This window comes from Hanstruepera flava (assembly GCF_023634025.1).
In the GTDB taxonomy this organism is placed as follows: Bacteria; Bacteroidota; Bacteroidia; order Flavobacteriales; family Flavobacteriaceae; genus Hanstruepera; species Hanstruepera flava.
Window position 1 is genome coordinate 360,008 of sequence record NZ_JALJCW010000002.1, and the last position, 23,857, is coordinate 383,864.

Genomic DNA, 23,857 nt, shown 5'->3' on the forward strand with positions numbered 1-23,857 from the left:
AATGAAACAATACGAGTCATTTGATGATATTGAAAAGGATCTAAAACGTTTAGATCTTGAACGAAATATTGCTTTGGAAGAAATGAAACTGGTTAAAAGTGAATTTCAAGATACTTTAAAGCCTATTAATTGGGTAAGCTCTATTTTTAGCGTCTTAGGGAAGTATGGTTTTTATACCCTTATAAAGCGATTTCTGAAGTAGATGAATGTACTTTGTTGCTTCATTTCTTTGGAAATAAACTACTATTATATTTTCCAATAGTTGCATAATAACTTTTAATAAGTTTCGTGAAAGTTTTTTGACAAAAACTCTACTTTTGTCATACTAAAAAGTAATCATATTATGTCAGATACAATTGAAAAAGTAAAATGTCTTATTATAGGCTCTGGTCCAGCAGGATATACTGCGGCAATTTATGCAGCTAGAGCAAACATGAATCCAGTATTATACCAAGGTAGTCAGCCTGGGGGTCAATTAACAACTACAAACGAAGTAGAGAATTTTCCTGGGTACCCTAATGGAATAACGGGACCTGAAATGATGATTGAGCTACAAAAACAAGCCGAGCGTTTTGATACTGATGTACGCGATGGTTGGATTACCAAAGTAGATTTTTCTGGAGAAGTCCATAAAGTATGGGTTAATGATACAAAAGAGATACACTGTGATACGGTTATTATTTCTACAGGTGCTTCAGCTAAATATTTAGGATTAGATTCTGAACAAAAGTACTTAAAGCTTGGTGGAGGTGTTTCTGCTTGTGCCGTTTGTGATGGGTTTTTCTACAGAAATCAAGAAGTGGTTATAGTAGGAGCAGGCGATAGTGCTTGCGAAGAGGCTCATTATTTATCTAAATTATGTAAAAAAGTGACTATGCTTGTGCGTCGCGATGAATTTAGAGCATCAAAAATTATGGCTGAACGTGTTAAGAAAACAGAAAATATTGAAATACTCTACAATACAGAAACCGATGAGGTTTTAGGTGATGGACAAGTAGTAACTGGTGTTCGCGTGTTTAACAACCAAACTAATGAGAAACATGAAATTCCTGCTACAGGATTTTTTGTAGCCATTGGTCACAAACCCAATACAGACATTTTTAAGGACTTTTTAGATTTAGATGAAACAGGATATATTATAAATGTTCCTGGTACTTCTAAAACGAATGTAGAGGGTGTGTTTGTTTCAGGTGATGCAGCAGATCATGTATATAGACAAGCAGTTACAGCCGCTGGAACAGGTTGTATGGCAGCTTTAGATGCTGAACGTTGGTTAGCAGCCAAAGATGCATCTTTTGAAGTAAGCACTTCGACGTATAATTAAGGAGTCAAATACAATATTTTAGAATCAAAAATCCGGGTGATCCCGGATTTTTTTGTTTTTAAAGTTAATTGGCTTCACATGATATAAATCATGTTTTAGGTTTCTAATAACCCCGAAATTTGTAACGTAAATTAAATATAACTGGTATGAGAATAATTAAACAAAACGGAATGATGTGGTTATTCACAATATTAACTGTAATCTTCGCAAGTCAAAATCTTTTAGCACAGGAATTTAATCTTAACAATACGAAATCAAGCATGTCAATTTTTGGAACATCCAGTTTGCATGATTGGGAAGAAACTGTAGAAGAACAATCTGGAAATATAGAATTGAACAACAATGGAGAGATAAACATATCAAACCTAAATGTAAGTATTGTTGCTGAAAGTATTAAAAGTGGAAAATCTGCAATGGATAAAAATACTTATAAAGCTTTGGATACAAAAAACCATAAGACCATAACTTTTAAGATGAATGAGTCTAAAAAAGTAACGGACTTGGGGAATTCTCAATATCAAGTAACAGTTTCTGGTAAATTGAGTGTTTCGGGAGTAACAAAAACAGTCGATTTGTCTTTCAAAATGACACTAGCATCTAATACAGTGACTTTAGAAGGTGAGAAAACCTTTAACATGAAAGATTTTGGTATTGAACCACCAAAAGCTTTGCTCGGAACAATAACAACTGGAGAAGACGTGACCATAAAATTTAAATCAATATTTACTAATTAAAAATAAATCTTTAAATACTAAAGCGTTATGAGAACTACTATCAAAAAAGCGATAATTTTTTCGCTAATGTTAATTGGGGTCAGTTTATATGCCCAGAATAAAAGAGACCTGGATAATTGGAGAGCTCCAGACCAAAGAGGTATCAATGTGTTTGAAGCACCAAAAGATACGGTGTCCACTTTTGAAAGAGTAAAAGTAAGGGTAGGTGGAGCATCTACGCTTCAATTCCAAGCATTATCCCATGAAAATGGTGTGCCTCAAGATTTGATTGATGATGGAACTGTTATGGAGCTTAAGAGTATTGGCTCTAACTTTAATTTAGCTACTGCAAACCTAGATTTAGATGTGGCTTTAGCTAAAGGGGTAAGAATGCACTTAAGAACATATTTATCTTCTCGTCACCACCCAGAACCTTATGTAAAAGGAGGGTATTTCCAAATTGACAATTTAGATTTTATTTCTGAAGGATTGTTGAACGATTTAATGAAATATACTACCCTTAAAGTTGGTCACATGGAAAACAACTATGGTGATGCGCACTTTAGAAGAACAGATAATGCGCAAGCTATATACAACCCATTTGTAGGAAACTTAATTATGGATTCTTTTACTACAGAGGTTGGTGCCGAGTTGTACTATCAACGTAATGGTTTTTTAGGTATGGTAGGGTTCACCAACGGTAAATTGAATCAATCTGTAGCTGAAGGTTCAAATGAGAAAACTGGAGGTGCTTCATTCATAGCTAAATTAGGATACGATAATCAGTTAACAGAAGACTTAAGATTGAGATTAACAGGTTCAATATATACAACAGGTTATGTTCCTAACAACTATCTTTACACAGCTGACAGAGCAGGTTCTAGATATTACTTTGTTATGGAAGATGTTGATGCTACTGCAAAGTCTCCATTCAGATCTGGACGTTTCGATCCTGGATTCAGAAATAGAATCACAGCGGTAATGTTCAATCCTTTTGTAAAATATAATGGTTTGGAATTCTTTGGTACAATCGAACTTGCAAATGGTAGAGCATCTACTGAAATGGAGAATCGTAGTACTACACAATTAGCAGGTGAAGTAATCTACCGTTTCGGGCAAGCTGAAAACTTCTACCTAGGTGGGCGTTATAATACGGTAAGTTCTGAACAATCATTTGGCGATGTAGATATCAATAGATTCCAATTTTCTGCTGGATACTTCTTGACAAAAAACATCTTGGCTAAACTAGAATATGTTAACCAAACTTATGATGGTTATCCAGAGGCTAATATTCTTTATGACGGTAAGTTCAATGGTTTAATGGTAGAAGCGGTAATTAGCTTCTAAACTAATTGTATAATTATTATTATTAAACATGCCTTTTGTCACAGATTTGTAATTTAAGATTTGTTTCATAAGGCATGTTTTTTATAAATTGATTACGTTATAATTTTTTACCATGAAAAGGTTTTTATTATTGACATTGTTTTTTGCTTTAACTCTTGTCACTATGTCTTTTTTAGTTGCAAAAAAGTCGTTAGAAGTTGTGGTTAAAAGTGATAGTGAGGTGTCTATTTCAGGAACTAGTAATGTGAATTCCTTTACATGTTGTTATAATATAGACAAATTAGAAGATCCTATTCCTGTAAGTTTTGAGTCCAATAATAAAAACATGGTTTTTCAGTCAACAGTATTAGAGTTGAAAAGTGACTGTTTTGATTGTGGCCATAAGGCTATAAATAAGGATTTTAATAAGCTTTTGAAAACTGAACTTTATCCTAGGATAAAATTAAATCTTCTAGCAATAAAAAAAACTTCTGAATTAAAGAACACTTACAATGCTAAAGTTGAGATTAATATTGCAGATGTTGTTAATTCTTATACTTTTCCAGTACAGGTAACAAAAAATGAAGGCATCCATATCATAGGTGATCTTTCTATAGATTTAAGGGATTACAAATTGGAAGCTCCAAAGAAAATGATGGGGCTAATAGTAGTACACCCTGATGTGATAGTTAATTTTAATCTTCATTTAAGACTATTATGATATGTTTAAAATATCTTGAGATCATGTCTCATAATGGTTAACATTTCTATAATAAAACAAAAAAACCATCGGACTACAAGGGTAGTTGATGGTTAATTTTTGGTTGATTATTTTTGAAGTTATCTTTTACCAATACCACCAGATACGCCTTCTGTTTTTTCTAATTTTTCTGGACTGCCATAATAGGTAATGTCTCCGCCGCTATTGGCTTTTGCAATAAGCTCTTTTGAAGTATTAACAGAGATACTAGCACCACTAGTTGCTCTAATTGTGGATTTTTCAGCTAATAAATCGCCTGCATCAATATCGCTGCCACTATTGGCTTCCGCTTTAAGTGTAGTGGCTCGTCCTGTTAATTCCAAATCGCTGCCACTAGTTGATAGGCAGTAAAGTTTTTGGGTATCAATCTCAAGCTCCATATCACTGCCGCTGTTGGTTTCTAACTCCAAGTCATCTGCTTTAATAGTATTGGTTGAATATACATCGCTACCACTGGTTGCCACAATTTTGTCAATATTTTTAAAAGTTACCAGTACCTTTTTTGAAGCGGCAGACCGTATGTTTTCTTCAGCGGTAATTTCTAAAACACCATTATTGATAGCTACCAGTATAATGTCATGTAGATTACCATCGGCTTCAATGGTTACTTTTTCAGAAGGTCCTTGTGTGACATACACATCGAGTCCGCGACTTACATGAATTTCATTGAATTCATTTTGTAGCCTTTGTTCTTTGGTTATTACATTACCGTCACCTGTTACTCCAGGACCCCAACCCGTGTTGAACTCGCATGATAATAGGAGTAAGGATAAAATAAATGATACAATTAGTTTTGTTAATGTTGTCATGATTTTGATTGATTTTATTTTTTGATTGATTTTTGTAATTAATTGTCTTCAGAAGTTATTTCAATACCGTTTTCGTCAATATTTACTTTTACCTCTTCGCCATTGGCTTTAACACCGTCTTCATTTATTTCTAGACTAGAGTCTGTTGATTTAATTTCAATACCCTTATCATTAATTTTAACACTTGCTCCATCCTTATCCACATCTACTTTTAAATGAAAATCTTCGTCAGGACAATCGGAACAAATAACATCATCATCAATAATTTTTAAATAATGTTCTTCCATACCATTGTCTAAAATGTCATTGTAATAACTGGAATTTCTGTGAAAACTATAAGTATTGTCATCGGCATATAATGTACTGCCTTCAGGCAAATACAAAATAATTTCAACCTCTTGATCACTAAATTTGTTTTCAATTTTTGTAGTTAAATAACCATCAAGTAATAATTCATTACCCTTTAATTCGTAGTTGTAATTAATATTATTTGCACGCTTTTTAGCTAATTGGTAATCACTACCTTCGGCATTTTTCTCGATGCTAATTGATGCCAATGAATCTTTTGTTGAGCGTACTATTAAGCGAATATCTGACGAATAAATAATTTTATCCTCGTTTTCATCACGTAATAATCTATAAGAAGTTCCATGTCTGTAAACACCTTTTCTATAGTTGTCGTTGCCAACCATTTTTAGGTTTAAGGTATCACTGGCGCTTATATTTAGTACTTCTTTTTTAGTAACACTGGCATCAAAAGCATGTTCGCTGGCTTGCCTAACGCCTATAACTACTAAACTTATAATAGAAACTAACCATACACCTAGTAATACAAATTTTGCAATGTTTCCGATAGACTTTAGATTGTTAATAAGGATTTTTAAGCCCAAATAAAACACAAAGAAAAAGGGTATACCTACAGCAAATAATGATAGCATAGATACAAGCCATACAGGTGTATTGGCTGCATTGGCAGCATCAACAAAATCAAAACCTGGCACATGGATTATATCGGATGCTCCAAATGTGAATAAGCCGATTATTAAGCCTATTAACGCCGAAGCTCCAGTAATGATTAGTATAACGCCTATAAACTTTGCCAATACCTTAAAGAAAAACATAAAAATGTCGCCTACGGCATCAAAAAATGATTGGGATCCAGATTTAATGCGATTGCCTTGTTTTTGAAAATCGACATTCTTTGCAGCATCAGAAACTGATTCTGAAACATTTTTTGCTACACCAGTTACAGAATCAGTAACATTTTTTGCTGCGTCTGAAACACTACCTAATCCGTCTTTAATTTTTTTTTCTATGTTACTAATGTTAACAGGTTCGCCTGTCATCATTAATTTATCTGCAGTCGTAACTGCCTCTGGGACTAAAATCCAAAGCAGTATATAAAGGAAGATACCAGTCCCTGCTCCAAAGATCAATACTATCCAGGCTAAACGAATCCAAATAGCGTCAATTCCAAAGTAGTGTGCTAAACCTGCAGAAACACCACCTACATAAGAGTTTTCGGTATCTCTAAATAGTTTTTTTGACGGACCAGTTTGTCTGTGATAGGATTGTTTTGGTTCATCTTCAAAAATTTCGTCATCAACCAAATAATCCTCTGGTTGTCCCATTATGGCAATAACTTCATCTACTTCTTTGTTGCCAATAACTTGTTTTTCGTGTTGTACGCGTTCGCTGAATAATTCGGCAATTCGTGCTTCGATATCCGATAGTATTTCAGATCGACCTTGAGAATCTGTAAATGAACGTTTTATAGCCTCAAGATAGCGTTGTAATTTTAAGTATGCATCTTCATCAATATGGAAGAATATACCTGCTAAATTTATGTTGACTGTTTTATTCATTATTTTTTGTTTTTTTGACTTGTTACTATATTAACTGCGTTTTGTAATTCATTCCAAGTTGTATTTAGTTCGTTTAAAAACAACTTGCCTGTTTCTGTTAGACCATAATACTTTCTAGGTGGTCCAGAAGTAGACTCCTCCCATCGGTAATTTAAAAGTCCTGCGTTCTTAAGCCTTGTAAGCAATGGGTAAATGGTACCCTCAACTACAAGCAACTTGGCATCCTTTAAAGTGTCCAGTATTTCTGCAACATAAGCATCATCATCCTTTAAAACCGAAAGGATGCAATACTCTAAAACACCTTTACGCATTTGTGCTTTTGTGTTTTCTATCTTCATATTCTAAAGCGTTTTAAATTTTTTAAACTGTTCATTTTTTGATTGATTGTGATTGATGAAATGCTGAAACTAATCAGCCTGATTTATTTTAAAAAGTTAATAGTTAACGGATAATTAAAGTATTCACCGTCTTTTGCTGCCAAACTGGCCCTAACAATGAATACCATTTCTAAAATAAAGCCCATAAGGGCTAAAAAGCCTAATCCACCAGTAATATATAATAGAGGAGATGGTTTTGTAACGTTTAAATGAATGCTGTCAAAAGCGTCAATATCTAAAAAATCGATACCATTAAATAAATTAAAGACAAAGAATGGAATGGTAATCATGCCAATTATTAAAGCGTATAGTAAGATGCTAATTTGGAAATTGATAATCTGTTTTCCATGGGCATCAACAAACTCCGATTTGTCTTTGTTTGCAATCCACAATACAAGTGGCCCAATAAAATTTCCAAATGGAATTACAAACCTGCTAAAGGTTGATAAGTGAATAAATGTGGCTATATTTTTTTGGTGATTATCTATCATGTTTAAAAAGTATATAATAGTTTCTTATGCAAATATATATCTAAAAGAAGGTATTATGCAATACAAAGTACTAAAAATTAACAAATAATTAACATATGATAACTCGTATATTTTCAATACTTTTAAGAAAAATTTATTCGGAAATATGGAACTTACCCCAAGTAAAATAAACCTTTTCAACTTGTTTAAACTTCCTGCAGCTTTCTTTACAGGTATTCGTGTTAAAGCTATTGATGAGGGGTCTTGTACAGTTTCAGTTAAACACAGGTGGGTAAATCAAAATCCATTTAAATCGATGTTTTGGGCTGTTCAGGGTATGGCAGCAGAATTAACCACTGGAGCTTTGGTTATGGCAAAGATTAAACAGAGCGGGAAAAATATTTCCATGTTGGTTTTAAGTAATAATGCGTCGTTTACCAAAAAAGCAACTGGTAGAATTACGTTTGTTTGTAATGATGGTGATAAGGTTGATGCTGCTATAGCAAAATCTATTGAAACAGGTGAGGGGCAAACAGTTTGGATGCAATCTGTTGGAACAAATTCTGATGGTGTGGAAGTATCTACTTTTAATTTTGAATGGACGCTTAAAGTAAAAGTGTAATTTGTAGTGTAACAAAAACGGTATTCTGTCAACGAATAAAAGTATCAATCAATAAAAATTTAAAAACATGAACGCACACGAAATAGATTATCAAATTTATGGTGAAGAAATGCAATATGTAGAAATAGAACTGGATCCAAATGAAGGTGTTGTAGCCGAAGCCGGAAGTTTCATGATGATGGACGATGGTATAAAGATGGAAACCATTTTTGGTGATGGTTCAGAAAAAAACAAAGGGTTTTTAGGATCCATCCTTGGAGCTGGGAAGCGCATACTTACAGGGGAAAGTTTGTTTATGACGGCGTTTTACAATGACTTAATGGGAAAGCGAAAAGTTAGCTTTGCTTCGCCTTATCCTGGGAAAATAGTAGCTATAGATTTAACGGCATTTGGTAATAAGTTTATTTGTCAAAAGGATGCGTTTTTATGTGCAGCCAAAGGCGTGAGTGTAGGCATTGAATTTAGCAAACGTTTAGGCAGGGGACTATTTGGTGGCGAAGGATTTATTATGCAAAAGTTGGAAGGTGATGGGTTGGCTTTTGTTCATGCAGGCGGAACATTGGCAAAACGTGAATTACAACGCGGTGAAACGTTACGAGTAGACACAGGATGCATTGTTGGATTTACACAAGAGGTAGATTATGACATAGAATTTGTTGGAGGAATAAAAAACACCATTTTTGGTGGCGAAGGATTGTTTTTTGCTAAACTTCAAGGCCCAGGAACGGTCTACATCCAATCCTTACCGTTTAGTCGCTTGGCAGGTCGTGTGTTGGCTTCTGCACCTCAAGGAGGTGGAAAGGATAAAGGAGAAGGAAGTATACTTGGAGGTCTTGGCGATTTGTTAGATGGTGATAATAGGTTTTAATAAATGTTATCAACAATTTCTAATAGTTGTAAAAGCTTTGTTTTACTTGGCTTTTATTGATTTTCGTTTCAATTAAGAACGACATTTGGGGTGTTAAAATTTTGTTTAAACACAAAAAGTAATTCTTTTTTTTAGTAAATTTAGAAAACCAAAAAATTATTACAGCCTATAGAACACATCTACTTTTTTTAACCTAAAACCTTAAAATTAATGGCAAGAGCAATGTTTGAGTACACCAAGACTGTACTGAATAAAGTGAGTTTTGATGCTACGTTGTTTTGCAAGGAAGTACAAAAAGCGCTTCAACGTTTATTACCCTACGAAATTGAAGAGTTAAAGATTTTTATTCAATCTTTGGTACTGCAAAACCCAGATTTAAATCAATGTTTAATATATTTAAAACCATAAAAAAAGCGACCAATTGGTCGCTTTTTTTATTTTGATATAGGACTGATTATATTGACATTTTGAAATGCAATAGCACCTCGTATTATCCCAGAAATAACACCTTGCATGGCCTCAATTATTTGCATCTTCAATTCGCTTTTATGATAAATTAAGCTGACTTCTCTTGCAGGAGCAGGATCATTAAAGTAATGTAAATTTTGTTTGGCTTTTTCGTTCAAATCCAATGTGTGTAAATAGGGTAGCAGCGTCATGCCTAACCCTTCATCTGATAATTTTATTAGCGTTTCTATACTGCCGCTTTCCAATTGAAACTGATCGTCAGTATGGTCTTTAAATGCTTTACATAGGTTAATAACACCATCTCTGAAACAATGCCCATCTTCTAAAAGCAGCATATCGTCAATTTCTAAATCCGATACATTTAATTTACCAGAACTATGCAGCCTATGATGCGGTGGTATATAACCTACAAAAGGCTCAAAATACAATACACGTTCTTTAATATGATCATGTTCCAAAGGTGTTGCTGCAATAGCAGCATCTAAATGACCGTCGTTAATACGTGAAATGACCTCCTCGGTTGTAAGCTCTTCGATTTTTAACTTTATTTTTGGATACTTTTTAATAAAAGTCTTCAAGAACATGGGCAAAAGAGTAGGCATAATAGTAGGTATAATACCTAATTTAAATTCACCACCAATAAATCCTTTTTGCTGATCAACAATATCTTGAATTCTATATGATTCGTTAACAATATTTTTGGCTTGGGTTACAATCTTTCGGCCTACATCAGTAAGTTCAATAGGTTTTTTACTCCTATCAAAAATCTGAATATCAAGTTCGTCTTCCAACTTTTGAATTTGCATACTTAAAGTCGGTTGGGTTACAAAACATTTTTCTGCCGCTTTGGTGAAATTTTGCTGTTCGGCTACAGCTAAAACATAGTATAGTTGTGTAATGGTCATCTCAATCAATTTAGGCTATAAAAATATAAAAACTATCAATAAAATTTATAGAAACACCTGTTAATTATAAATTAAATTTGTGGTAAGAAATTAAAACAGAAATTATGACACTAAATAGTATAGGTTTAGACGAAAATAAAACAAAGGATATTGCTAACGATTTAAACCAGTTGTTAGCCAACTTTCAAATTTATTATCAAAATTTAAGAGGTATTCATTGGAATATCAAGGGCAAAGCGTTCTTTGATTTACATGTGAAGTTTGAAGAGTTGTACAATGACACCAATGTAAAGGTTGATGAAATAGCCGAACGTATTCTAACATTAGGTATAACACCGCTTCATACATTTGAAGACTATACCCAAGCCGCAAAGGTGCCAGTAGGAAAAAATATTTCAAAAGATGAAAAGGCTGTTCAGTTAATAGTCGATTCGCTTTCAGAATTGTTAAAATTAGAACGCCATATTCTAGAAAAGGCTGGAGATGCTAATGATGAAGGTACAAATGCTATGATGAGTGATTTTATTACAGAACAAGAAAAAACAGTTTGGATGATGAAAGCTTGGTTAGGAGAAACAGTTTAATAGCTTTGGTTAGTAGTTAAAAAAGCGACCATTTTGGTCGCTTTTTTTGTCACGCTATGCTTGTGCGGGACATTTGATCATAAAGACTACTACTTCCCTTAGAATTGATAATACTAAAAAAGTATAATAAACCAACTATCTGAGGTAGAATCAATACTATCCAAACCCATAGTGGTACAGAATTGTTTTGCGATTCATAATAGTTTATCCAATGCACACCTAGATGGGCAATTTCCCATGGTAAAAACTTTAGAATGGTGCGTTTTAATACAGAACCGCCATTTGATTTCACCTGTATTTTTAAAGCTAATTTACCTAAAGACGCCTTTAGTTTACTACTTTCCATGATATAGAAATACAAAAAAACAGGAAGCGTAAGACTAAAAAAACCAATTAGCTGACCATAAGCAGGATCTGTTTTTTTAGGAAATTCATCAAATGGCACCAAGGTAATACTGATACTAAATAATATTGAGCCGTAAACCAGGATGATTAAATAATCTATTAAAGCTGCTAATAGGCGTTTTTTTAACAGCATTCTAGAATCGTATTTTCATTTCAGTGTCTTCGGTGAGTTCAAACTTCGCGTCGGCAAAAGTTGGAGGACCATATAACATAGGGTTGTTGGACATACCATACGATTCCATAGGCATGCCATTAGGTTCTAAATCCATGCGTTCGTTATCGTTTTCATCATGTAGTAACATAACCGCATAAATACCTGGCGCTACATCTTTAAAGGTCACTGAAATCTTGCCTTCATGTATTTCGGCTTTGGCATTTTTAATACCTTTACCTTTCATAAAGGTATCTTCGGTATGTAGGCCTACCAGTACATGACCGTTATTGTTTAAAACATTATCTACAGATACGGTTAACGTATACGTTTCTTGTGAGTAACTTAAAACTGTTGTTAATGCCATGGTGATGACTAATGCTAGTGTTTTCATAATATGGATTGATTTTATTGTTATGGTGTAAATATTATAACAATTAACATGTTTTCGAAATCCATTTTACTGAATTGTAGAATCGTACAGATGAAATGTTAATTTTGCTAGATGCTAGAAATGATTATTAATAAATCATAGACTAAATCAAGCCTCTAGCTTTAATTTCTAAATACTTATTAATGGTATTAATGGTAAGGTCTTCAGGAGCTGTTAAAATACTTTGAATGCCATGCTTTTGTAATTCGGTTACAATAAGTTTCTTTTCGAAAATAAATTTTTCGGCAATGGTTTTTTCAAATATTTCATTAGTCTTATGCGCTGGCTGTTTAATAAACTGCGAAAGCTCGGTATTTTCAAAGAAAATGACAACGAGTACATGATTTTTTGCAATAGCTTGTAAATAGGGAAGCTGCCTGTGAAGTGCATCTAAAGTTTCAAAATTTGTATAGAGTAATAGTAAGCTACGTTGGTTAAGACTGCGCTTAATGTCAATATATAGTCGGGAAAAGTCAGATTCAGCAAAATCAGTATTCAAATTATAAAGGGTTTCCATAATTTGATTCATTTGCGAAGGTCTACGTTCAGCAACTACTTTATCGGTTACTTTGCGGGAAAACGAAAACATACCCGCTTTATCCTGTTTTTTAAGCGCAACATTACTAATTACAAGCGTGGCATTTATTGCATAGTCTAAAAGGCTTAACCCGTTAAAAGGCATTTTCATGGCGCGACCCATATCAATTACGCTATAAATAGGTTGTGAGCGTTCATCTTGATACTGATTAACCATAAGCTGGTTGCGTTTGGCAGTGGCTTTCCAATTAATGTTCCTAATATCGTCGCCAGCAACATAATCTTTTATTTGCTCAAACTCCATGGTATGACCTATACGCCTAATTTTCTTTAACCCAAATTCAAAAATCTTATTTGAAAATGCAATGAGCATATATTTCTTGAGTTGCAAAAACGAGGGATAATTAGGAACCATAGCTTTGTTGCCAAACTGAAATCGTCTAGATAATAACCCTATTGGAGATGTGACATAAACGTTTAAGTTTCCAAAATGATATTCGCCACGCTCTAACGGTCTTAACGCATAGGTTATTTTTTTATCACCAGACTTATTGAGGCTTGTGGCAATCTCAAAATCCCGTTTTTGATATTGAAACGGTAATTCGTCAATAAGTTTTAGGTCGACATTAAAATTATAACTGTTTTTTAGGTTGATTTCTATAGGGTTATCATCGCCATTACTTAATTTTTCTGGTAGGATTCGGGTAGCCGATATCCCTTGCTGTTTGAACAGCAAAATAATATCGATTATTAAAATAGCGGTCAAAATAGCAGTTAACATGTTTGCAATTGCTAATAAACCTGTAAAAACAAACGCAAGGATATATATGGCTATAAGACCAATAACAGCTATAAAAAAGCGGAATTCTAAATATGTATTTTTAAGAAACTGCTTCACTAGCGTGGAATTTCTATAGTTTCAAGAATTTGATCGATTACTTTTTCTACGGTAAAGGCTTCCATTTCGCGTTCTGGTGTTAATACCAAACGGTGTTTTAAAACCGCTTTTGTACAGCGTTTAATATCGTCTGGTGTTACAAAATCCCGTCCGTGAATGGCAGCATTGGATTTTGCCGCATTTAGTATAGCAATAGATGCCCTTGGCGATGCACCTAAATACAAATTGGCATTCGTTCTGGTATTGTTTACAATGGCAGCTATATAGTTTAGTAAATGATCTTCAACAAGTACTTGCTTTATTAAGTTTTGATAAGCCATAATGTCTTCGGCTTTTAAAACTGAATTTATGGTGTTGAAATCTAATTTATCTTCACGCTTGTGGTTGTCTATTAAAATCTGAACCTCTTCATCTAGAGATGGATAATCAACATCAATCTTAAACAAAAACCTATCTAATTGGGCTTCTGGTAAACGGTAAGTGCCTTCCTGTTCAATGGGATTTTGGGTTGCAAATACCAAAAACGGACTGTTCATTACAAACCTATTGTTATCTATTGTAATTTGACGTTCTGCCATGACTTCAAACAGTGCGGCTTGTGTTTTGGCAGGCGCCCTATTTATTTCATCAATTAAAATAATATTTGAAAAAATAGGCCCTTTTTTATATTCAAAATCATTGGTTTTTACATTAAAAATAGATGTTCCCAAAATATCGCTAGGCATTAAGTCTGGAGTAAACTGAATGCGACTAAAATCAACATCCAAGGTTTTTGCCAATAATTTAGCGGTTATGGTTTTGGCAACTCCTGGCACACCTTCTATTAGGGTGTGGCCATTGGACAGTATAGATATAATAAGCAGTTCTATCATATCGTTTTGACCAACAATTATTTTGCCTATCTCGTTTTTTATTTGCTCTACATGCTCCTGTAGTGGTTTTAAATCTATCCTATTGGTGAAGTTTAAATCTTCAGCTTCTGGTTGTAAATCGTCCATTTATTAATGTTTTTTTAAAAATTCTTCTATTTTTTTATGTAATTCAATTAAATCGTTTTCTGTATGTGTTGATTTTGATTTGAGATAGGCAATAAAATCGATTAAAGCTTTGGTGTCCGTCTTGTTGTTTGTTGATTTTATGGCTAGCTTTTCTATAAAACGCTCACTTAATTCGTTGGTATCTAAATAATACGAGCTTCTAACGTGCTCTAAAAAGTAGGTTGTTTTTTTATGAATAATATTGGTGTAATCACCATGTTGGTAATATAAATCGCCAACCGTTTTGGTAAATTCTACCGTGGTATTTTTAAGCGGCTCAATAACCGGAATAACACGTTGTGTGCGTTTGCCTTTAAACAATATAAAAAGTATAAGCGATAGCAGTGCTATGTAAAACGCCCATTTTAATGCTGAATTTGTTAGTATAAAACGCAAAGGACTCGTTATAACCTTTCGTCCGCTTTTATAGTAATTGTCCCAAATTAAGGGATTGTTGGGTAAGTAGGACAAAACTGCTGCGGCATAATTTTCTTTATCATCTAGTAAATGATAATTAGTAAAGGCAAATGGATTTGTATGCAGATAAAAGGCACCATCCTTGTCGCCAAATGGCACTTTAATGAAATTGATTTCTTGTTTTGTCTTGTCTTCGTTTAAAACGTGTCCCAGTACTACTGTGTGTAATGTGTCTATTGAAGTGATAAAATAATTTTCAATAACATCCTCAAATAATGTATTATGCGATTTTAAACGCGGGTTGCTAAATGTACTGTATGATGAGCTCTTTAAAAACCCTTCGTAATCTTGATCGAAGTTAAGGTTTAACGTATCGGCTATTCTACCATAAAAATAATTTGTACTTATAAAAACGGTGTTGCCGCGTTCAACAAAATCAAGTAAGGATATGCTGCCTTCATCTTCAAGGCTTATGTAATCATTAATTAATAATAAGGTCTTTTTGTTAGAGCTATCAACGTGCTTAAGCGCTTCGTAAATACTTTTATTGGATGTTTCAATATCAAAGTCTGATGTGTTTTTCAATTCATTAAACAGCACATAACAGCCTAACGGAATTTTATCTGCGGCAGAGTAGGAGTCTCTCCAGTTTATAGCCTTCGGTTTTGTAACCTCTGCAACCATCAACAAAACGATAATGGCAGCAATGGCGTACAATGCTATTTTTGAGCGTTTATCCATTGGCGTTTGTGTTTAGGGTGTTAAAATCGGTTTGGTTACGCTTGAATTGGTTTTCGTCTATTTCAAATTCACCATACCAAACATAATCGTAGATATAGGAAATACGCTTAAAGCTGTTTCGCGTAGCTTCGTTGGTTATCTCGTTTATATAATCAGAGTTGGTTTTATCGTAATGCCAATCTATAATGCCCTTTTTAGATAAAATTTTTAAGGACTTTAAATACATGTAGCGCGTGGCCAAACGGTAATTGTTTTGTTTTAATGCTAAAGCAATAAGGTCTTCAAAATTAACCTCATTTATGTTTTCTTCAACATAACTAAAGCCTTCAATATCCTGCTCTTCAGTTTTAAATACTGCCCCTATTGGCGATTGAAACATAAATTTTAAAAATAAATAAAGCGACCCTAAGCCTAATAGACTGTAAATTATTATTTCTAAAGTTTGATAATCTACAAAGTCAATTTCTACGCCAAAAATATCACCAAGCCATCTGAAAAATTTTCTAAACAACCCTTGGATTAAGTTTACACCACCAGTGTCATTAATATCGTAATTAAACGCACGGTCTTGATAACGGTCTTTAATATTCTCCTTAAAGGGTTTTATAGCCACTTCAGCGCTATCGGTTTTTATGTTCTTGTCTTGACTATAATGGACTGATGTCAAGCTCATCAAAAAAACAAGCAAATAAAACCGTATATGTTTAGGGCCTTTAATCATTTATACCAATTTGTTCAATACGCTCACGTAAAAAGATGTTGTATTTTTCTTCGTGTAAATTAAAATAGAGAATGCCAAAAGCTATTTGTGAAAGGGCTTGTGTAAAAACAAAGCTCAAAATAAATAAGGCAAAACCAATAGTGTAAATAATAGTGGCAAAAACACTTGTGGTAATATCAATGCTGCTTTCTACAGAAAAGTAAGTGTAAATACCTAATATAAATGTTGGTATAGAAACAATTAAAAATGTAATCATTAAATTTAAAATCCCGATGATTAATCCATAGAAAACTACGCGTAAAAAATTAGAAAAAGTAAACGACCACCCTTCATTAAGGGCTTCTGTAACAGTATTTTTTCCTTTAAAGAGTGAGGTGAAGGCCAATCCAAAGAAAGCCGTTAAGGTAAAACTAATAGCGTATTGTGCAAGCATTCCTAGTAAAGGAATAAAGGCCAAAATAACGGACACTATTATATAGCCCACATAAATAAAGGCGCCAATAATAACAAATATAATAACGGCTCCTATCCGTTGTTTTATGGCATTTCCTACTTTTTTGGGTTCAACATCGCCTTCGTTTTTTACATACTCGATAATATAGGCGCTAGATACACTATAGTTTAAAATGGCTGTTAACCCCAAAATAATAATCAGCATAAAAAGGCCACCATACAAGTACAGTTCGTTGTCAATATTACTGCCCATACCAAATCTAAAATCTCTACTGGCCAATCCCATAAAACCGGTTACCAATAGATACGACCCTATGAGGGTTAGAATAATACTCACAGCATTGTACCGTAAATACAGATTGGTATAGGGTTTAAAATTGTATTTAAGCCATAAAAAATAAGTGTTAATAATATCACCAAAACTGTTTCGTGTTCGTAATTCTAAATAGGGCTTTTTCACGGTAAAGGTTAAGAGGTTTTTAGGTATTGTTTGTTAAGTTTAATGGGATATAAAATGTAATAGTAAATTATTAATGCCAACGAAGCTAGAATAATTCCGTAGGCTAAAACATTCGGCATTTGTTCTCCAAAGCGGGTAAAAAATCCTTCTATAAATCCAGCTATTATAAAAAATGGAATGGTACTAACTACTATTTTTAAGCCATCTTTGGCACCTTTCATAAAAGCAACACGCCTACTGAATGTTTTAGGGAATAAAAAACTGTTTCCCATAACCAATCCAGCACAACCAGCTATTACAATAACTGATATTTCAATGGTGCCATGTAACCAGATTGTTGAAGTTTTATCTAGAAGACCATAGTTGTAGAAAAAGGTTATAAAAGCACCAAGCATAATACCATTACTAAATAACACAAAAATGGTCCCTACACTAAATAAAACACCCATAGCAAATGCAATTATAGCAACGCGAATGTTATTGACGGTAATACCTAAAAACGTCCCTACTTGACTGCCGCTTTTGTAAACCGCCATGGGTTCACCGTTTTCAATATTTTCAATGGTCATATTGACATAACCATCTCCTAGAATCAATCGTACAAAGCTGTCGTCATTTAAAGTAGAAACAATACCAATCAAAACGGCAGCCATAAAAAACAAAAAGGTATAGAGTAAGGTTTTATGATACTGTTTAAAAAATAAAGGGAATTCATATTTCCAGAACGAAATAATCTTGTTCTTAGACTCCTTTTTAGTGATGTAAATTTTTTGATGTGCTTGCGAAGCCAACGAATTTAAATACAAAAGTGTCTTACTATCAGGATAGTAAGTTTGGGCGTATGAGAGGTCGTTAGTTAATTGTATATAATATGAAGCAAGGTCGTCTGGATTTATTTTTACATTATTGTGTAAAGCGGTTTCAAATCCTATCCATTTTTCCTTATTTTGCTTCACGAAAGATGCTTCGCGCATAGACAAATAAAAATTTAAACGAATATACATTTCCATGAGCAAATTAGCAATTAACACGGCGCAAAATGTCAATTTAGATTATAAGCTAATTGGACTAGGTGAACGTGTTGTTGCATTTTTGATTGACGGCCTTATTTTAACAGCATATATCACCATAGTTGAAAATTTGGTGGCTGTCTCTGAAATCTTTGATGTTGACGATTGGACACGTGTAGGGTTTTTAAGCTTGTTTTTGCTGCCAGCCTTTTTTTACTCTTTATTATGCCATATAATTTTTGGAGGGCAGACAGTTGGAAAAATAATCATGAAAATTAAAGTTGTTCGTTTTGATGGTACGCCAACACAATGGTATAATTTTCTGGTACGCTGGATGTTGCGAATTATCGATATTTGGATGTTTTTTGCATCTATTGGTGTTTTGAGTATTTTGTTGTCAGACAAAAAACAACGTGTTGGCGATGCGGCAGCGGGCACTATTGTAATTAGCGTTAAAAAGAAACACAAAATAACTAGTACCATTTTAGAAGATATTACAGACGATTACAACCCAAAATTTACTACAGTAACCCAGTTGAGCGATAAAGATGTACGCATTATTAAAGAAGCTTTTTTGATTGCCAAAAAGAACAACGATTTTAAAACGCTTACCGTATTAAAAAATAAAATTTGTGAAGTATTGAATATAGAGTCTGAATTGTACGACAAAGAGTTTATTGACACCATTTTAAAGGATTATAATTACTATACACAAAATATGTAAGCAGAGAACCAATTTTACAGAGTAAAATTGTGTGAATCGCTTACGTTGAGCTTGTCGAAGTGTCTTATAATTTTTTGTATAGAGTTCATTATAACTAATTTTATAATGTAAAAGTTATGTAGAAAAGTAATCGTGTTTAAAAGAGTTGTTTTTTATTTAATTTAAGGACTTATGCGAATAGAATTCAAAAAAAATCGTCTATATGTAAATCTTATCATTGGCATTTTGTGGATGTCATTAGGTGTTTATAAATTGATTTTTGGTAATCAACCGCATTGGTTTGAATATAGTTATTTCCTTTTAGGAGCTATATATCTTGGTATGGTATTTAATGAATTGATATATCCATACTTGAAGATTGATGGAGGGGTAGTAACAATGAATATATTATATGGAAATGGTAAATCTCTTCAGCTAAAAAATATTAAACGAATTAAAAAGTTTTCAAACCAATATATCTTGATGACCGATAATAATGAAATGAAAATCAATGTACGATTAATAGATAGTGAATCGCTCATTAAATTAGAAGCTATTTTAAAAGCGTTAAGTTTACCAGTTAGCCATACACCTTTTTACAATTAAGAGATTATAAACAGATAATATGTTTTACACCATTGACATTTTAGGAACTATTGCTTTTGCCATTTCGGGCGTATTGGTGGCTTTAAGTAAAAGAATGGATCCGTTTGGAATTCTAATAATTGCTTTTGTTACAGCTGTAGGAGGCGGTACACTTCGCGATGTGCTTATAGGAGAAACGCCAGTAAGTTGGATGCAAAACCTCACCTATACCTATGTTATAATTGTTTCGGCAATATTTACCGTAATCTTCAGATCTAAAATAGATTATTTAAGGCGGTCCTTGTTTTTGTTTGATACTATTGGAATTGGTCTATACACCGTTGTGGGTATCGAAATTGGTATCAGTGCGGGATTGAGTCCTATTATTTGTATTGCACTGGGTACTATTTCAGCCTGTTTTGGTGGTGTTATTCGTGATATATTGTGTAATGAAATCCCTGTTATTTTTAGAAAAGAGATTTATGCTACTGCATGTATTTTAGGAGGGCTTACCTATTTTTTGGTAAGGAAGTTGCCTATAGATAACGGGCTTGTTTTTATAATAGCAGGAGCGGTTGTCATAACTGTTAGGTTACTTGCAGTCCGGTTTAAAATAAGTTTACCAAGTTTGTATAAAGAGAAGTAGTTAGTTTATTTACAATTCCTAATTCCTAATTCCTAATTCCTAATTCCTAATTCCTAATTCCTAATTCCTAATTCCTAATTCCTAATTCACTTATCACTTATCACTTATCACTTATCACTTATCACACGTCACCTGTCATCATTCAATAATCTCAACTTTTTTAATATAAACGTTGCGTAACGGCCATTCGCCTTCGTCGGTTTCTTGGGCGGCTATTTCGTCAACAACATCCATGCCTTTAATAACTTCACCAAAAATAGTATAAGCACCGTCCAGATGATGGGCACCATGATCGGCCTGAACAATAAAAAATTCAAAAGGCGAGGCTAGTTTATAAGCATTCTCAATTTCACTGCTCGGCATGCTTACAACGCCTCGATTGTGCTTATAACCACGTTTGGTGTCAGGCGGTAATAAATAGTAGCCAATATCCTTGCGCTTACGTTTTACTTTGGGATCATCGGTATTTCCAGCCTGAATAATAAAGTTATTGACCACACGATAAAATTGGGTTTTATCAAAATAACCGCGTTTGGTCAAGTAAATGAAGTTGGCACGATGGAACTTCGTTTTATCGTAAAGCAAAATATCAATGTCACCAAATTTAGTAGTAATACGTACTTTATTTTCCTTGTTTTCCTTTTCGTATTCCAAAAAGAATTCCATGGCATTATCGCTTGTTAAAAAAGGAAATTCAGGTACGACTTCTTTTATACTGTCTTTCTTTTTGGTTTTTACAGTTTTTTGAATAGGTTTTGCGCTTGACTTTTTCGGCTGGGATTGTTTATCTTCACAACCTAAAAAAGTAAGTAAAACACTAATTATTACGATACGTTTCATAAATGAATTTTGACCAATTTTTATATGCTGTTTCAAAAATAGAAAATATCCCTCTTCCAGCCGAAACATCGCAGTTTAAAATGTCGCCACCCTTTAGATTAAAGCTTCAGGAAATGCAAAAAGACAAAATTAAACAGGCTAAAAGAGCAGGGGTCATGGCATTGTTTTATCCTAACTTTGAGAACCAAACAAACCTGGTGTTAATCTTGCGGAAAACATATAAAGGGGTGCATTCTGCCCAAGTGGGATTTCCAGGTGGAAAGTTGGAAAAACAGGATGCAACCATAAAAGATGCGGCCCTACGCGAAACGTATGAAGAAGTAGGTGTGCCGGTTCACGCCATTGAAGTATTAAAAGAATTGACGCAGGTTTATATTCCGCCAAGTAATTTTTTCGTCCAACCTTATGTCGGGATAACACCTAATACTCCAAAGTTTACAAAACAGGACGATGAGGTTGAAGCCATTATTGAGGTGGCTATTAGAGACCTGTTGGATGATGCCAATGTTATAACCGAAAGAGTATCAACCTCCTATAAGGTTAATGTGGATGTTCCGGCATTCAAACTTAACAATCATGTGGTTTGGGGAGCTACAGCTATGATGCTAAGCGAGATAAAAGACTTGTTAAAAGAAATGCTCTAAACTATCAGTTTTACTACATTTGTACTCTTAACTAACATTAGTATTTCATGGGATTGTTTAAAACGAATCCTTTCGGACATTATCTTTTCTTAAAAAAATGGGTTATTCGAATTATCGGAACACTAACCCATAGACGTTTTAGGGGTTTTAATGAATTGCAGATTGAGGGATCGGATATTATTAAAAACTTACCAGAAAGCAATGTGCTCTTTATCTCAAACCATCAAACCTATTTTGCGGATGTCGTGGCCATGTTTCACGTTTTTAACGCGAGTTTAAGTAATCGTGATGACAATATTAAAAACGTAGGGTATTTGTGGCACCCCAAATTGAATATTTATTATGTGGCAGCCAAAGAAACCATGAAATCGGGATTGCTGCCAAAAATATTGGCTTATGCAGGTTCTATAAGTATTGAGCGTACCTGGCGAGCTGATGGTAAGGATGTGCAGAGGCAGGTGAAAATGAGCGACATTTCAAACATAAAAAAGGCTTTAGACGATGGTTGGGTTATTACCTTTCCACAAGGTACTACTACGCCTTTTAAACCAATTAGAAAGGGTACGGCTCATATTATTAAGCACTACAAACCTATTGTGGTTCCTATTGTTATAGATGGGTTTAGACGTTCGTTTGACAAAAAAGGAATACGGGTTAAGAAAAAGAATATTCTGCAATCTATGGAAATAAAAGAGCCTTTGGAGATTGATTACGAAAACGAATCGATTGCCGAAATCGTTGAAAAAATTGAATATGCCATTGAGCAGCATCCTTCATTTTTAAAAGTTATTCCTCAGGAAGAATTGGAGGAACAAGAACGCTTAAACGAAAAACGCAGATGGAGCTATAAGGAAAGCTAATTATAACTCTAGTTTTTTCAGCTCTTTGTAGTTTTTGTTTAGTCTTCCTAATAATATGCCGTAAACTAACCAATAGAATAGTAATAATACGCCTATTGCAATAGCTAAAAACACCATGGTGGTTAGAATGACAATAACGTAGTATTTTACTAGTTCACCATCTGCCGATGCTTGTTGTATTTGTGCAATAAACTGTTCGTCTTGGTCAAATTGTATAAACAATACCAAAACCACAGAAACAGCCAAATAAATTAAATTAAACGCAACATAGTGTTTAACGGAACGCCTTGTTTTTAAAATATTTTCCATTAATATTTTAGCGTTGTCGGTTACCGATATATTGCGGTAATTTCTGTAGAATAAATAAAAGAAATAAGCAAGAACAACATAGCCAATAATCGATAAGGGTATAAAAATCCAATCGGCATCATAGGTTTGAAAGCGTTCCATGTTTTTGTTGTCTTTTAGTGCAAACGAAACTAAAAGCCACAAACCAAACTCTAGTAAGCTAATGATGAATATCCATTTCACTATAGAGGACGATTTTTTTAGAATCATCTTATAAATATCATTATAGGATAATTTAGGAAAATCATCTTCCGCTTTCTTCCAGTCCTTTTTTAATAAATCTAATTCATCCATAGTATTACGGATTTAAAATGGTTTTTAACTTCGTTTTCACTCTATTCATTTTCACGCGAGCATTTACTTCGCTAATACCCATTGTTTCACTTATTTCCCGGTAGTTCTTATCTTCTAAATACAAAAACACCAAGGCTTTTTCAATATCATTTAATTGATGTACAGCGCTGTATAACAATTTAAGCTGTTGTTCTTCTGTATCATCATATTCTTCGCTTTTTATTTTAAACTCAATATTGTCAAACTGCTGTGTGTCAATAGTGCGTTTTTTCTTCCTGTAAAGCGTAATGGCAGTGTTTAATCCCACCCTATACATCCAAGTGCTAAACTTGGCATCACCACGAAACTTTGGGTAGGCTTTCCAGAGTTGTATGGTAATCTCTTGAAAGAGATCGTTATGTGCATCTTGGTTGTTGGTGTACAGCCTACAGACCTTATGCACAATGTTTTGATGCTTTTCAAGTTGCTCGATAAAACTATGTTCTAATTCTTCGCTCAAATTGGTGGTTTAGTTACACTATAAGTAGCATAAATTTTAAAATGTTACAGACATTTGAAATATTCCATAAAAATAGTCTTTAAG

Annotated in this window: 30 protein-coding genes; 14 read left to right on the forward strand and 16 right to left on the reverse strand. The window is 33.8% G+C overall.

The genetic code is table 11. The annotated features are described in order from the left end of the window. The first annotated feature begins 1 nt into the window (after window position 1). From MTX13_RS09165 to MTX13_RS09185, 5 genes are all read left to right on the forward strand, one after another. Entirely contained in the window at window positions 2–202 is a 201-nt protein-coding gene (locus MTX13_RS09165) for a DUF6327 family protein (RefSeq protein ID WP_250434297.1), read from the forward strand. Window positions 203–343: 141 nt separating this feature from the next. Next, window positions 344–1,324 carry a thioredoxin-disulfide reductase gene (gene trxB, locus MTX13_RS09170; RefSeq protein ID WP_250434299.1) on the forward strand — a complete coding sequence of 327 codons (981 nt, stop codon included), beginning with the start codon at window positions 344–346 and terminating at the stop codon, window positions 1,322–1,324. A gap of 146 nt (window positions 1,325–1,470) precedes the next feature. Then, complete coding sequence (locus tag MTX13_RS09175) at window positions 1,471–2,058, forward strand: YceI family protein (protein ID WP_250434301.1); 588 nt, start codon at window positions 1,471–1,473, stop codon at window positions 2,056–2,058. 27 nt (window positions 2,059–2,085) lie between these two features. Then, window positions 2,086–3,384, forward strand: a complete 1,299-nt coding sequence (locus MTX13_RS09180) for a hypothetical protein (protein ID WP_250434303.1) — start codon at window positions 2,086–2,088, stop codon at window positions 3,382–3,384. A gap of 163 nt (window positions 3,385–3,547) precedes the next feature. Then, window positions 3,548–4,084 carry a YceI family protein gene (locus tag MTX13_RS09185; protein ID WP_250434305.1) on the forward strand — a complete coding sequence of 179 codons (537 nt, stop codon included), beginning with the start codon at window positions 3,548–3,550 and terminating at the stop codon, window positions 4,082–4,084. 119 nt (window positions 4,085–4,203) lie between these two features. On the opposite strand, the gene MTX13_RS09190 is transcribed toward MTX13_RS09185, so the two are convergent. The 4 genes from MTX13_RS09190 to MTX13_RS09205 form a co-directional block, all read right to left on the reverse strand. After that, entirely contained in the window at window positions 4,204–4,932 is a 729-nt protein-coding gene (locus tag MTX13_RS09190) for a head GIN domain-containing protein (RefSeq protein WP_250434307.1), read from the reverse strand. Between the two features lie 38 nt (window positions 4,933–4,970). Then, window positions 4,971–6,797 carry a PspC domain-containing protein gene (locus MTX13_RS09195; protein ID WP_250434309.1) on the reverse strand — a complete coding sequence of 609 codons (1,827 nt, stop codon included), beginning with the start codon at window positions 6,795–6,797 and terminating at the stop codon, window positions 4,971–4,973. After that, window positions 6,797–7,135 carry a PadR family transcriptional regulator gene (locus MTX13_RS09200; RefSeq protein ID WP_223034113.1) on the reverse strand — a complete coding sequence of 113 codons (339 nt, stop codon included), beginning with the start codon at window positions 7,133–7,135 and terminating at the stop codon, window positions 6,797–6,799. The genes MTX13_RS09195 and MTX13_RS09200 overlap by 1 nt, the downstream gene beginning before the upstream one ends. An 83-nt stretch (window positions 7,136–7,218) precedes the next feature. Then, window positions 7,219–7,665, reverse strand: a complete 447-nt coding sequence (locus MTX13_RS09205) for a DUF4870 domain-containing protein (RefSeq protein ID WP_250434311.1) — start codon at window positions 7,663–7,665, stop codon at window positions 7,219–7,221. Window positions 7,666–7,810: 145 nt separating this feature from the next. Between MTX13_RS09205 and MTX13_RS09210 the strand changes: the two genes are divergently transcribed. The 3 genes from MTX13_RS09210 (at window position 7,811) to MTX13_RS09220 (ending at window position 9,542) form a co-directional block, all read left to right on the forward strand. Continuing rightward, a complete protein-coding gene (locus tag MTX13_RS09210; protein ID WP_250434312.1) occupies window positions 7,811–8,266 on the forward strand; it encodes a DUF4442 domain-containing protein in 456 nt (151 codons plus the stop codon). A gap of 67 nt (window positions 8,267–8,333) precedes the next feature. Further along, complete coding sequence (locus MTX13_RS09215; protein ID WP_250434314.1) at window positions 8,334–9,134, forward strand: TIGR00266 family protein; 801 nt, start codon at window positions 8,334–8,336, stop codon at window positions 9,132–9,134. Window positions 9,135–9,344: 210 nt separating this feature from the next. Continuing rightward, complete coding sequence (locus MTX13_RS09220; RefSeq protein WP_250434316.1) at window positions 9,345–9,542, forward strand: hypothetical protein; 198 nt, start codon at window positions 9,345–9,347, stop codon at window positions 9,540–9,542. A gap of 26 nt (window positions 9,543–9,568) precedes the next feature. On the opposite strand, the gene MTX13_RS09225 is transcribed toward MTX13_RS09220, so the two are convergent. Continuing rightward, window positions 9,569–10,507 carry a hydrogen peroxide-inducible genes activator gene (locus tag MTX13_RS09225; RefSeq protein WP_250434317.1) on the reverse strand — a complete coding sequence of 313 codons (939 nt, stop codon included), beginning with the start codon at window positions 10,505–10,507 and terminating at the stop codon, window positions 9,569–9,571. Window positions 10,508–10,611: 104 nt separating this feature from the next. Here MTX13_RS09225 and MTX13_RS09230 point away from each other — a divergent pair, with 104 nt between their 5' ends. Next, entirely contained in the window at window positions 10,612–11,091 is a 480-nt protein-coding gene (locus MTX13_RS09230; RefSeq protein ID WP_250434318.1) for a Dps family protein, read from the forward strand. Window positions 11,092–11,140: 49 nt separating this feature from the next. Here the strand turns inward: MTX13_RS09230 and MTX13_RS09235 are convergent, their stop codons facing one another. The 8 genes from MTX13_RS09235 to MTX13_RS09270 all read right to left on the reverse strand — a co-directional run bounded on the left by MTX13_RS09235 (window position 11,141) and on the right by MTX13_RS09270 (window position 18,318). Further along, window positions 11,141–11,629, reverse strand: a complete 489-nt coding sequence (locus MTX13_RS09235) for an RDD family protein (protein WP_250434319.1) — start codon at window positions 11,627–11,629, stop codon at window positions 11,141–11,143. A gap of 1 nt (window position 11,630) precedes the next feature. After that, a complete protein-coding gene (locus tag MTX13_RS09240; protein ID WP_250434320.1) occupies window positions 11,631–12,041 on the reverse strand; it encodes a DUF2141 domain-containing protein in 411 nt (136 codons plus the stop codon). Between the two features lie 142 nt (window positions 12,042–12,183). Then, complete coding sequence (locus tag MTX13_RS09245; protein WP_250434321.1) at window positions 12,184–13,515, reverse strand: DUF58 domain-containing protein; 1,332 nt, start codon at window positions 13,513–13,515, stop codon at window positions 12,184–12,186. Further along, window positions 13,515–14,513 (reverse strand): AAA family ATPase, encoded by a 999-nt coding sequence (locus tag MTX13_RS09250; RefSeq protein ID WP_250434322.1) that lies wholly within the window; start codon window positions 14,511–14,513, stop codon window positions 13,515–13,517. The genes MTX13_RS09245 and MTX13_RS09250 overlap by 1 nt, the downstream gene beginning before the upstream one ends. Window positions 14,514–14,516: 3 nt before the next feature. After that, on the reverse strand, window positions 14,517–15,710 hold the full coding sequence (locus MTX13_RS09255; protein WP_250434323.1) for a DUF4350 domain-containing protein: 1,194 nt from the start codon (window positions 15,708–15,710) through the stop codon (window positions 14,517–14,519). Then, window positions 15,703–16,431, reverse strand: coding sequence for a hypothetical protein (locus MTX13_RS09260; RefSeq protein ID WP_250434324.1), 729 nt, complete (start codon window positions 16,429–16,431; stop codon window positions 15,703–15,705). Before MTX13_RS09260 ends, MTX13_RS09255 begins: the two co-directional genes overlap by 8 nt. Continuing rightward, window positions 16,424–17,344, reverse strand: a complete 921-nt coding sequence (locus MTX13_RS09265) for a hypothetical protein (RefSeq protein WP_250434325.1) — start codon at window positions 17,342–17,344, stop codon at window positions 16,424–16,426. The genes MTX13_RS09260 and MTX13_RS09265 overlap by 8 nt, the downstream gene beginning before the upstream one ends. Window positions 17,345–17,352: 8 nt before the next feature. After that, complete coding sequence (locus MTX13_RS09270) at window positions 17,353–18,318, reverse strand: stage II sporulation protein M (protein WP_250434327.1); 966 nt, start codon at window positions 18,316–18,318, stop codon at window positions 17,353–17,355. A 34-nt stretch (window positions 18,319–18,352) separates the two neighbouring features. Between MTX13_RS09270 and MTX13_RS09275 the strand changes: the two genes are divergently transcribed. From MTX13_RS09275 to MTX13_RS09285, 3 genes are all read left to right on the forward strand, one after another. Continuing rightward, window positions 18,353–19,078, forward strand: a complete 726-nt coding sequence (locus tag MTX13_RS09275) for an RDD family protein (RefSeq protein WP_250434329.1) — start codon at window positions 18,353–18,355, stop codon at window positions 19,076–19,078. A gap of 171 nt (window positions 19,079–19,249) precedes the next feature. Continuing rightward, window positions 19,250–19,663 (forward strand): hypothetical protein, encoded by a 414-nt coding sequence (locus MTX13_RS09280; protein WP_250434331.1) that lies wholly within the window; start codon window positions 19,250–19,252, stop codon window positions 19,661–19,663. A 19-nt stretch (window positions 19,664–19,682) separates the two neighbouring features. Next, window positions 19,683–20,288, forward strand: coding sequence for a trimeric intracellular cation channel family protein (locus tag MTX13_RS09285; RefSeq protein WP_250434332.1), 606 nt, complete (start codon window positions 19,683–19,685; stop codon window positions 20,286–20,288). Window positions 20,289–20,426: 138 nt separating this feature from the next. Here MTX13_RS09285 and MTX13_RS09290 read toward each other — a convergent pair whose 3' ends face one another. Next, complete coding sequence (locus MTX13_RS09290) at window positions 20,427–21,128, reverse strand: peptidylprolyl isomerase (RefSeq protein WP_250434334.1); 702 nt, start codon at window positions 21,126–21,128, stop codon at window positions 20,427–20,429. A 2-nt stretch (window positions 21,129–21,130) separates the two neighbouring features. Here MTX13_RS09290 and MTX13_RS09295 point away from each other — a divergent pair, with 2 nt between their 5' ends. Both MTX13_RS09295 and MTX13_RS09300 read left to right on the forward strand, forming a co-directional pair. Next, entirely contained in the window at window positions 21,131–21,772 is a 642-nt protein-coding gene (locus MTX13_RS09295) for an NUDIX hydrolase (protein WP_250434336.1), read from the forward strand. A gap of 47 nt (window positions 21,773–21,819) precedes the next feature. Further along, window positions 21,820–22,632, forward strand: a complete 813-nt coding sequence (locus tag MTX13_RS09300) for a lysophospholipid acyltransferase family protein (RefSeq protein WP_250434338.1) — start codon at window positions 21,820–21,822, stop codon at window positions 22,630–22,632. Here MTX13_RS09300 and MTX13_RS09305 read toward each other — a convergent pair whose 3' ends face one another. Beyond that, window positions 22,633–23,274, reverse strand: a complete 642-nt coding sequence (locus MTX13_RS09305) for a cytochrome P450 (protein WP_250434340.1) — start codon at window positions 23,272–23,274, stop codon at window positions 22,633–22,635. A gap of 4 nt (window positions 23,275–23,278) precedes the next feature. Beyond that, entirely contained in the window at window positions 23,279–23,773 is a 495-nt protein-coding gene (locus MTX13_RS09310; RefSeq protein ID WP_223034134.1) for an RNA polymerase sigma factor, read from the reverse strand. Window positions 23,774–23,857: the final 84 nt, after the last annotated feature.

Excerpts from the sequence above, each read along its gene's own strand:
- MTX13_RS09165 (WP_250434297.1), top strand. The coding sequence starts at position 2 with ATGAAACAATACGAGTCATTTGATGATATTGAAAAGGATCTAAAACGT.
- trxB (WP_250434299.1), top strand. The coding sequence starts at position 344 with ATGTCAGATACAATTGAAAAAGTAAAATGTCTTATTATAGGCTCTGGT.
- MTX13_RS09175 (WP_250434301.1), top strand. The coding sequence starts at position 1,471 with ATGAGAATAATTAAACAAAACGGAATGATGTGGTTATTCACAATATTA.
- MTX13_RS09180 (WP_250434303.1), top strand. The coding sequence starts at position 2,086 with ATGAGAACTACTATCAAAAAAGCGATAATTTTTTCGCTAATGTTAATT.
- MTX13_RS09185 (WP_250434305.1), top strand. The coding sequence starts at position 3,548 with ATGTCTTTTTTAGTTGCAAAAAAGTCGTTAGAAGTTGTGGTTAAAAGT.
- MTX13_RS09190 (WP_250434307.1), bottom strand. The coding sequence starts at position 4,932 with ATGACAACATTAACAAAACTAATTGTATCATTTATTTTATCCTTACTC.
- MTX13_RS09195 (WP_250434309.1), bottom strand. The coding sequence starts at position 6,797 with ATGAATAAAACAGTCAACATAAATTTAGCAGGTATATTCTTCCATATT.
- MTX13_RS09200 (WP_223034113.1), bottom strand. The coding sequence starts at position 7,135 with ATGAAGATAGAAAACACAAAAGCACAAATGCGTAAAGGTGTTTTAGAG.
- MTX13_RS09205 (WP_250434311.1), bottom strand. The coding sequence starts at position 7,665 with ATGATAGATAATCACCAAAAAAATATAGCCACATTTATTCACTTATCA.
- MTX13_RS09210 (WP_250434312.1), top strand. The coding sequence starts at position 7,811 with ATGGAACTTACCCCAAGTAAAATAAACCTTTTCAACTTGTTTAAACTT.
- MTX13_RS09215 (WP_250434314.1), top strand. The coding sequence starts at position 8,334 with ATGAACGCACACGAAATAGATTATCAAATTTATGGTGAAGAAATGCAA.
- MTX13_RS09220 (WP_250434316.1), top strand. The coding sequence starts at position 9,345 with ATGGCAAGAGCAATGTTTGAGTACACCAAGACTGTACTGAATAAAGTG.
- MTX13_RS09225 (WP_250434317.1), bottom strand. The coding sequence starts at position 10,507 with ATGACCATTACACAACTATACTATGTTTTAGCTGTAGCCGAACAGCAA.
- MTX13_RS09230 (WP_250434318.1), top strand. The coding sequence starts at position 10,612 with ATGACACTAAATAGTATAGGTTTAGACGAAAATAAAACAAAGGATATT.
- MTX13_RS09235 (WP_250434319.1), bottom strand. The coding sequence starts at position 11,629 with ATGCTGTTAAAAAAACGCCTATTAGCAGCTTTAATAGATTATTTAATC.
- MTX13_RS09240 (WP_250434320.1), bottom strand. The coding sequence starts at position 12,041 with ATGAAAACACTAGCATTAGTCATCACCATGGCATTAACAACAGTTTTA.
- MTX13_RS09250 (WP_250434322.1), bottom strand. The coding sequence starts at position 14,513 with ATGGACGATTTACAACCAGAAGCTGAAGATTTAAACTTCACCAATAGG.
- MTX13_RS09255 (WP_250434323.1), bottom strand. The coding sequence starts at position 15,710 with ATGGATAAACGCTCAAAAATAGCATTGTACGCCATTGCTGCCATTATC.
- MTX13_RS09260 (WP_250434324.1), bottom strand. The coding sequence starts at position 16,431 with ATGATTAAAGGCCCTAAACATATACGGTTTTATTTGCTTGTTTTTTTG.
- MTX13_RS09270 (WP_250434327.1), bottom strand. The coding sequence starts at position 18,318 with ATGCGCGAAGCATCTTTCGTGAAGCAAAATAAGGAAAAATGGATAGGA.
- MTX13_RS09275 (WP_250434329.1), top strand. The coding sequence starts at position 18,353 with ATGAGCAAATTAGCAATTAACACGGCGCAAAATGTCAATTTAGATTAT.
- MTX13_RS09280 (WP_250434331.1), top strand. The coding sequence starts at position 19,250 with ATGCGAATAGAATTCAAAAAAAATCGTCTATATGTAAATCTTATCATT.
- MTX13_RS09285 (WP_250434332.1), top strand. The coding sequence starts at position 19,683 with ATGTTTTACACCATTGACATTTTAGGAACTATTGCTTTTGCCATTTCG.
- MTX13_RS09290 (WP_250434334.1), bottom strand. The coding sequence starts at position 21,128 with ATGAAACGTATCGTAATAATTAGTGTTTTACTTACTTTTTTAGGTTGT.
- MTX13_RS09295 (WP_250434336.1), top strand. The coding sequence starts at position 21,131 with ATGAATTTTGACCAATTTTTATATGCTGTTTCAAAAATAGAAAATATC.
- MTX13_RS09300 (WP_250434338.1), top strand. The coding sequence starts at position 21,820 with ATGGGATTGTTTAAAACGAATCCTTTCGGACATTATCTTTTCTTAAAA.
- MTX13_RS09305 (WP_250434340.1), bottom strand. The coding sequence starts at position 23,274 with ATGGATGAATTAGATTTATTAAAAAAGGACTGGAAGAAAGCGGAAGAT.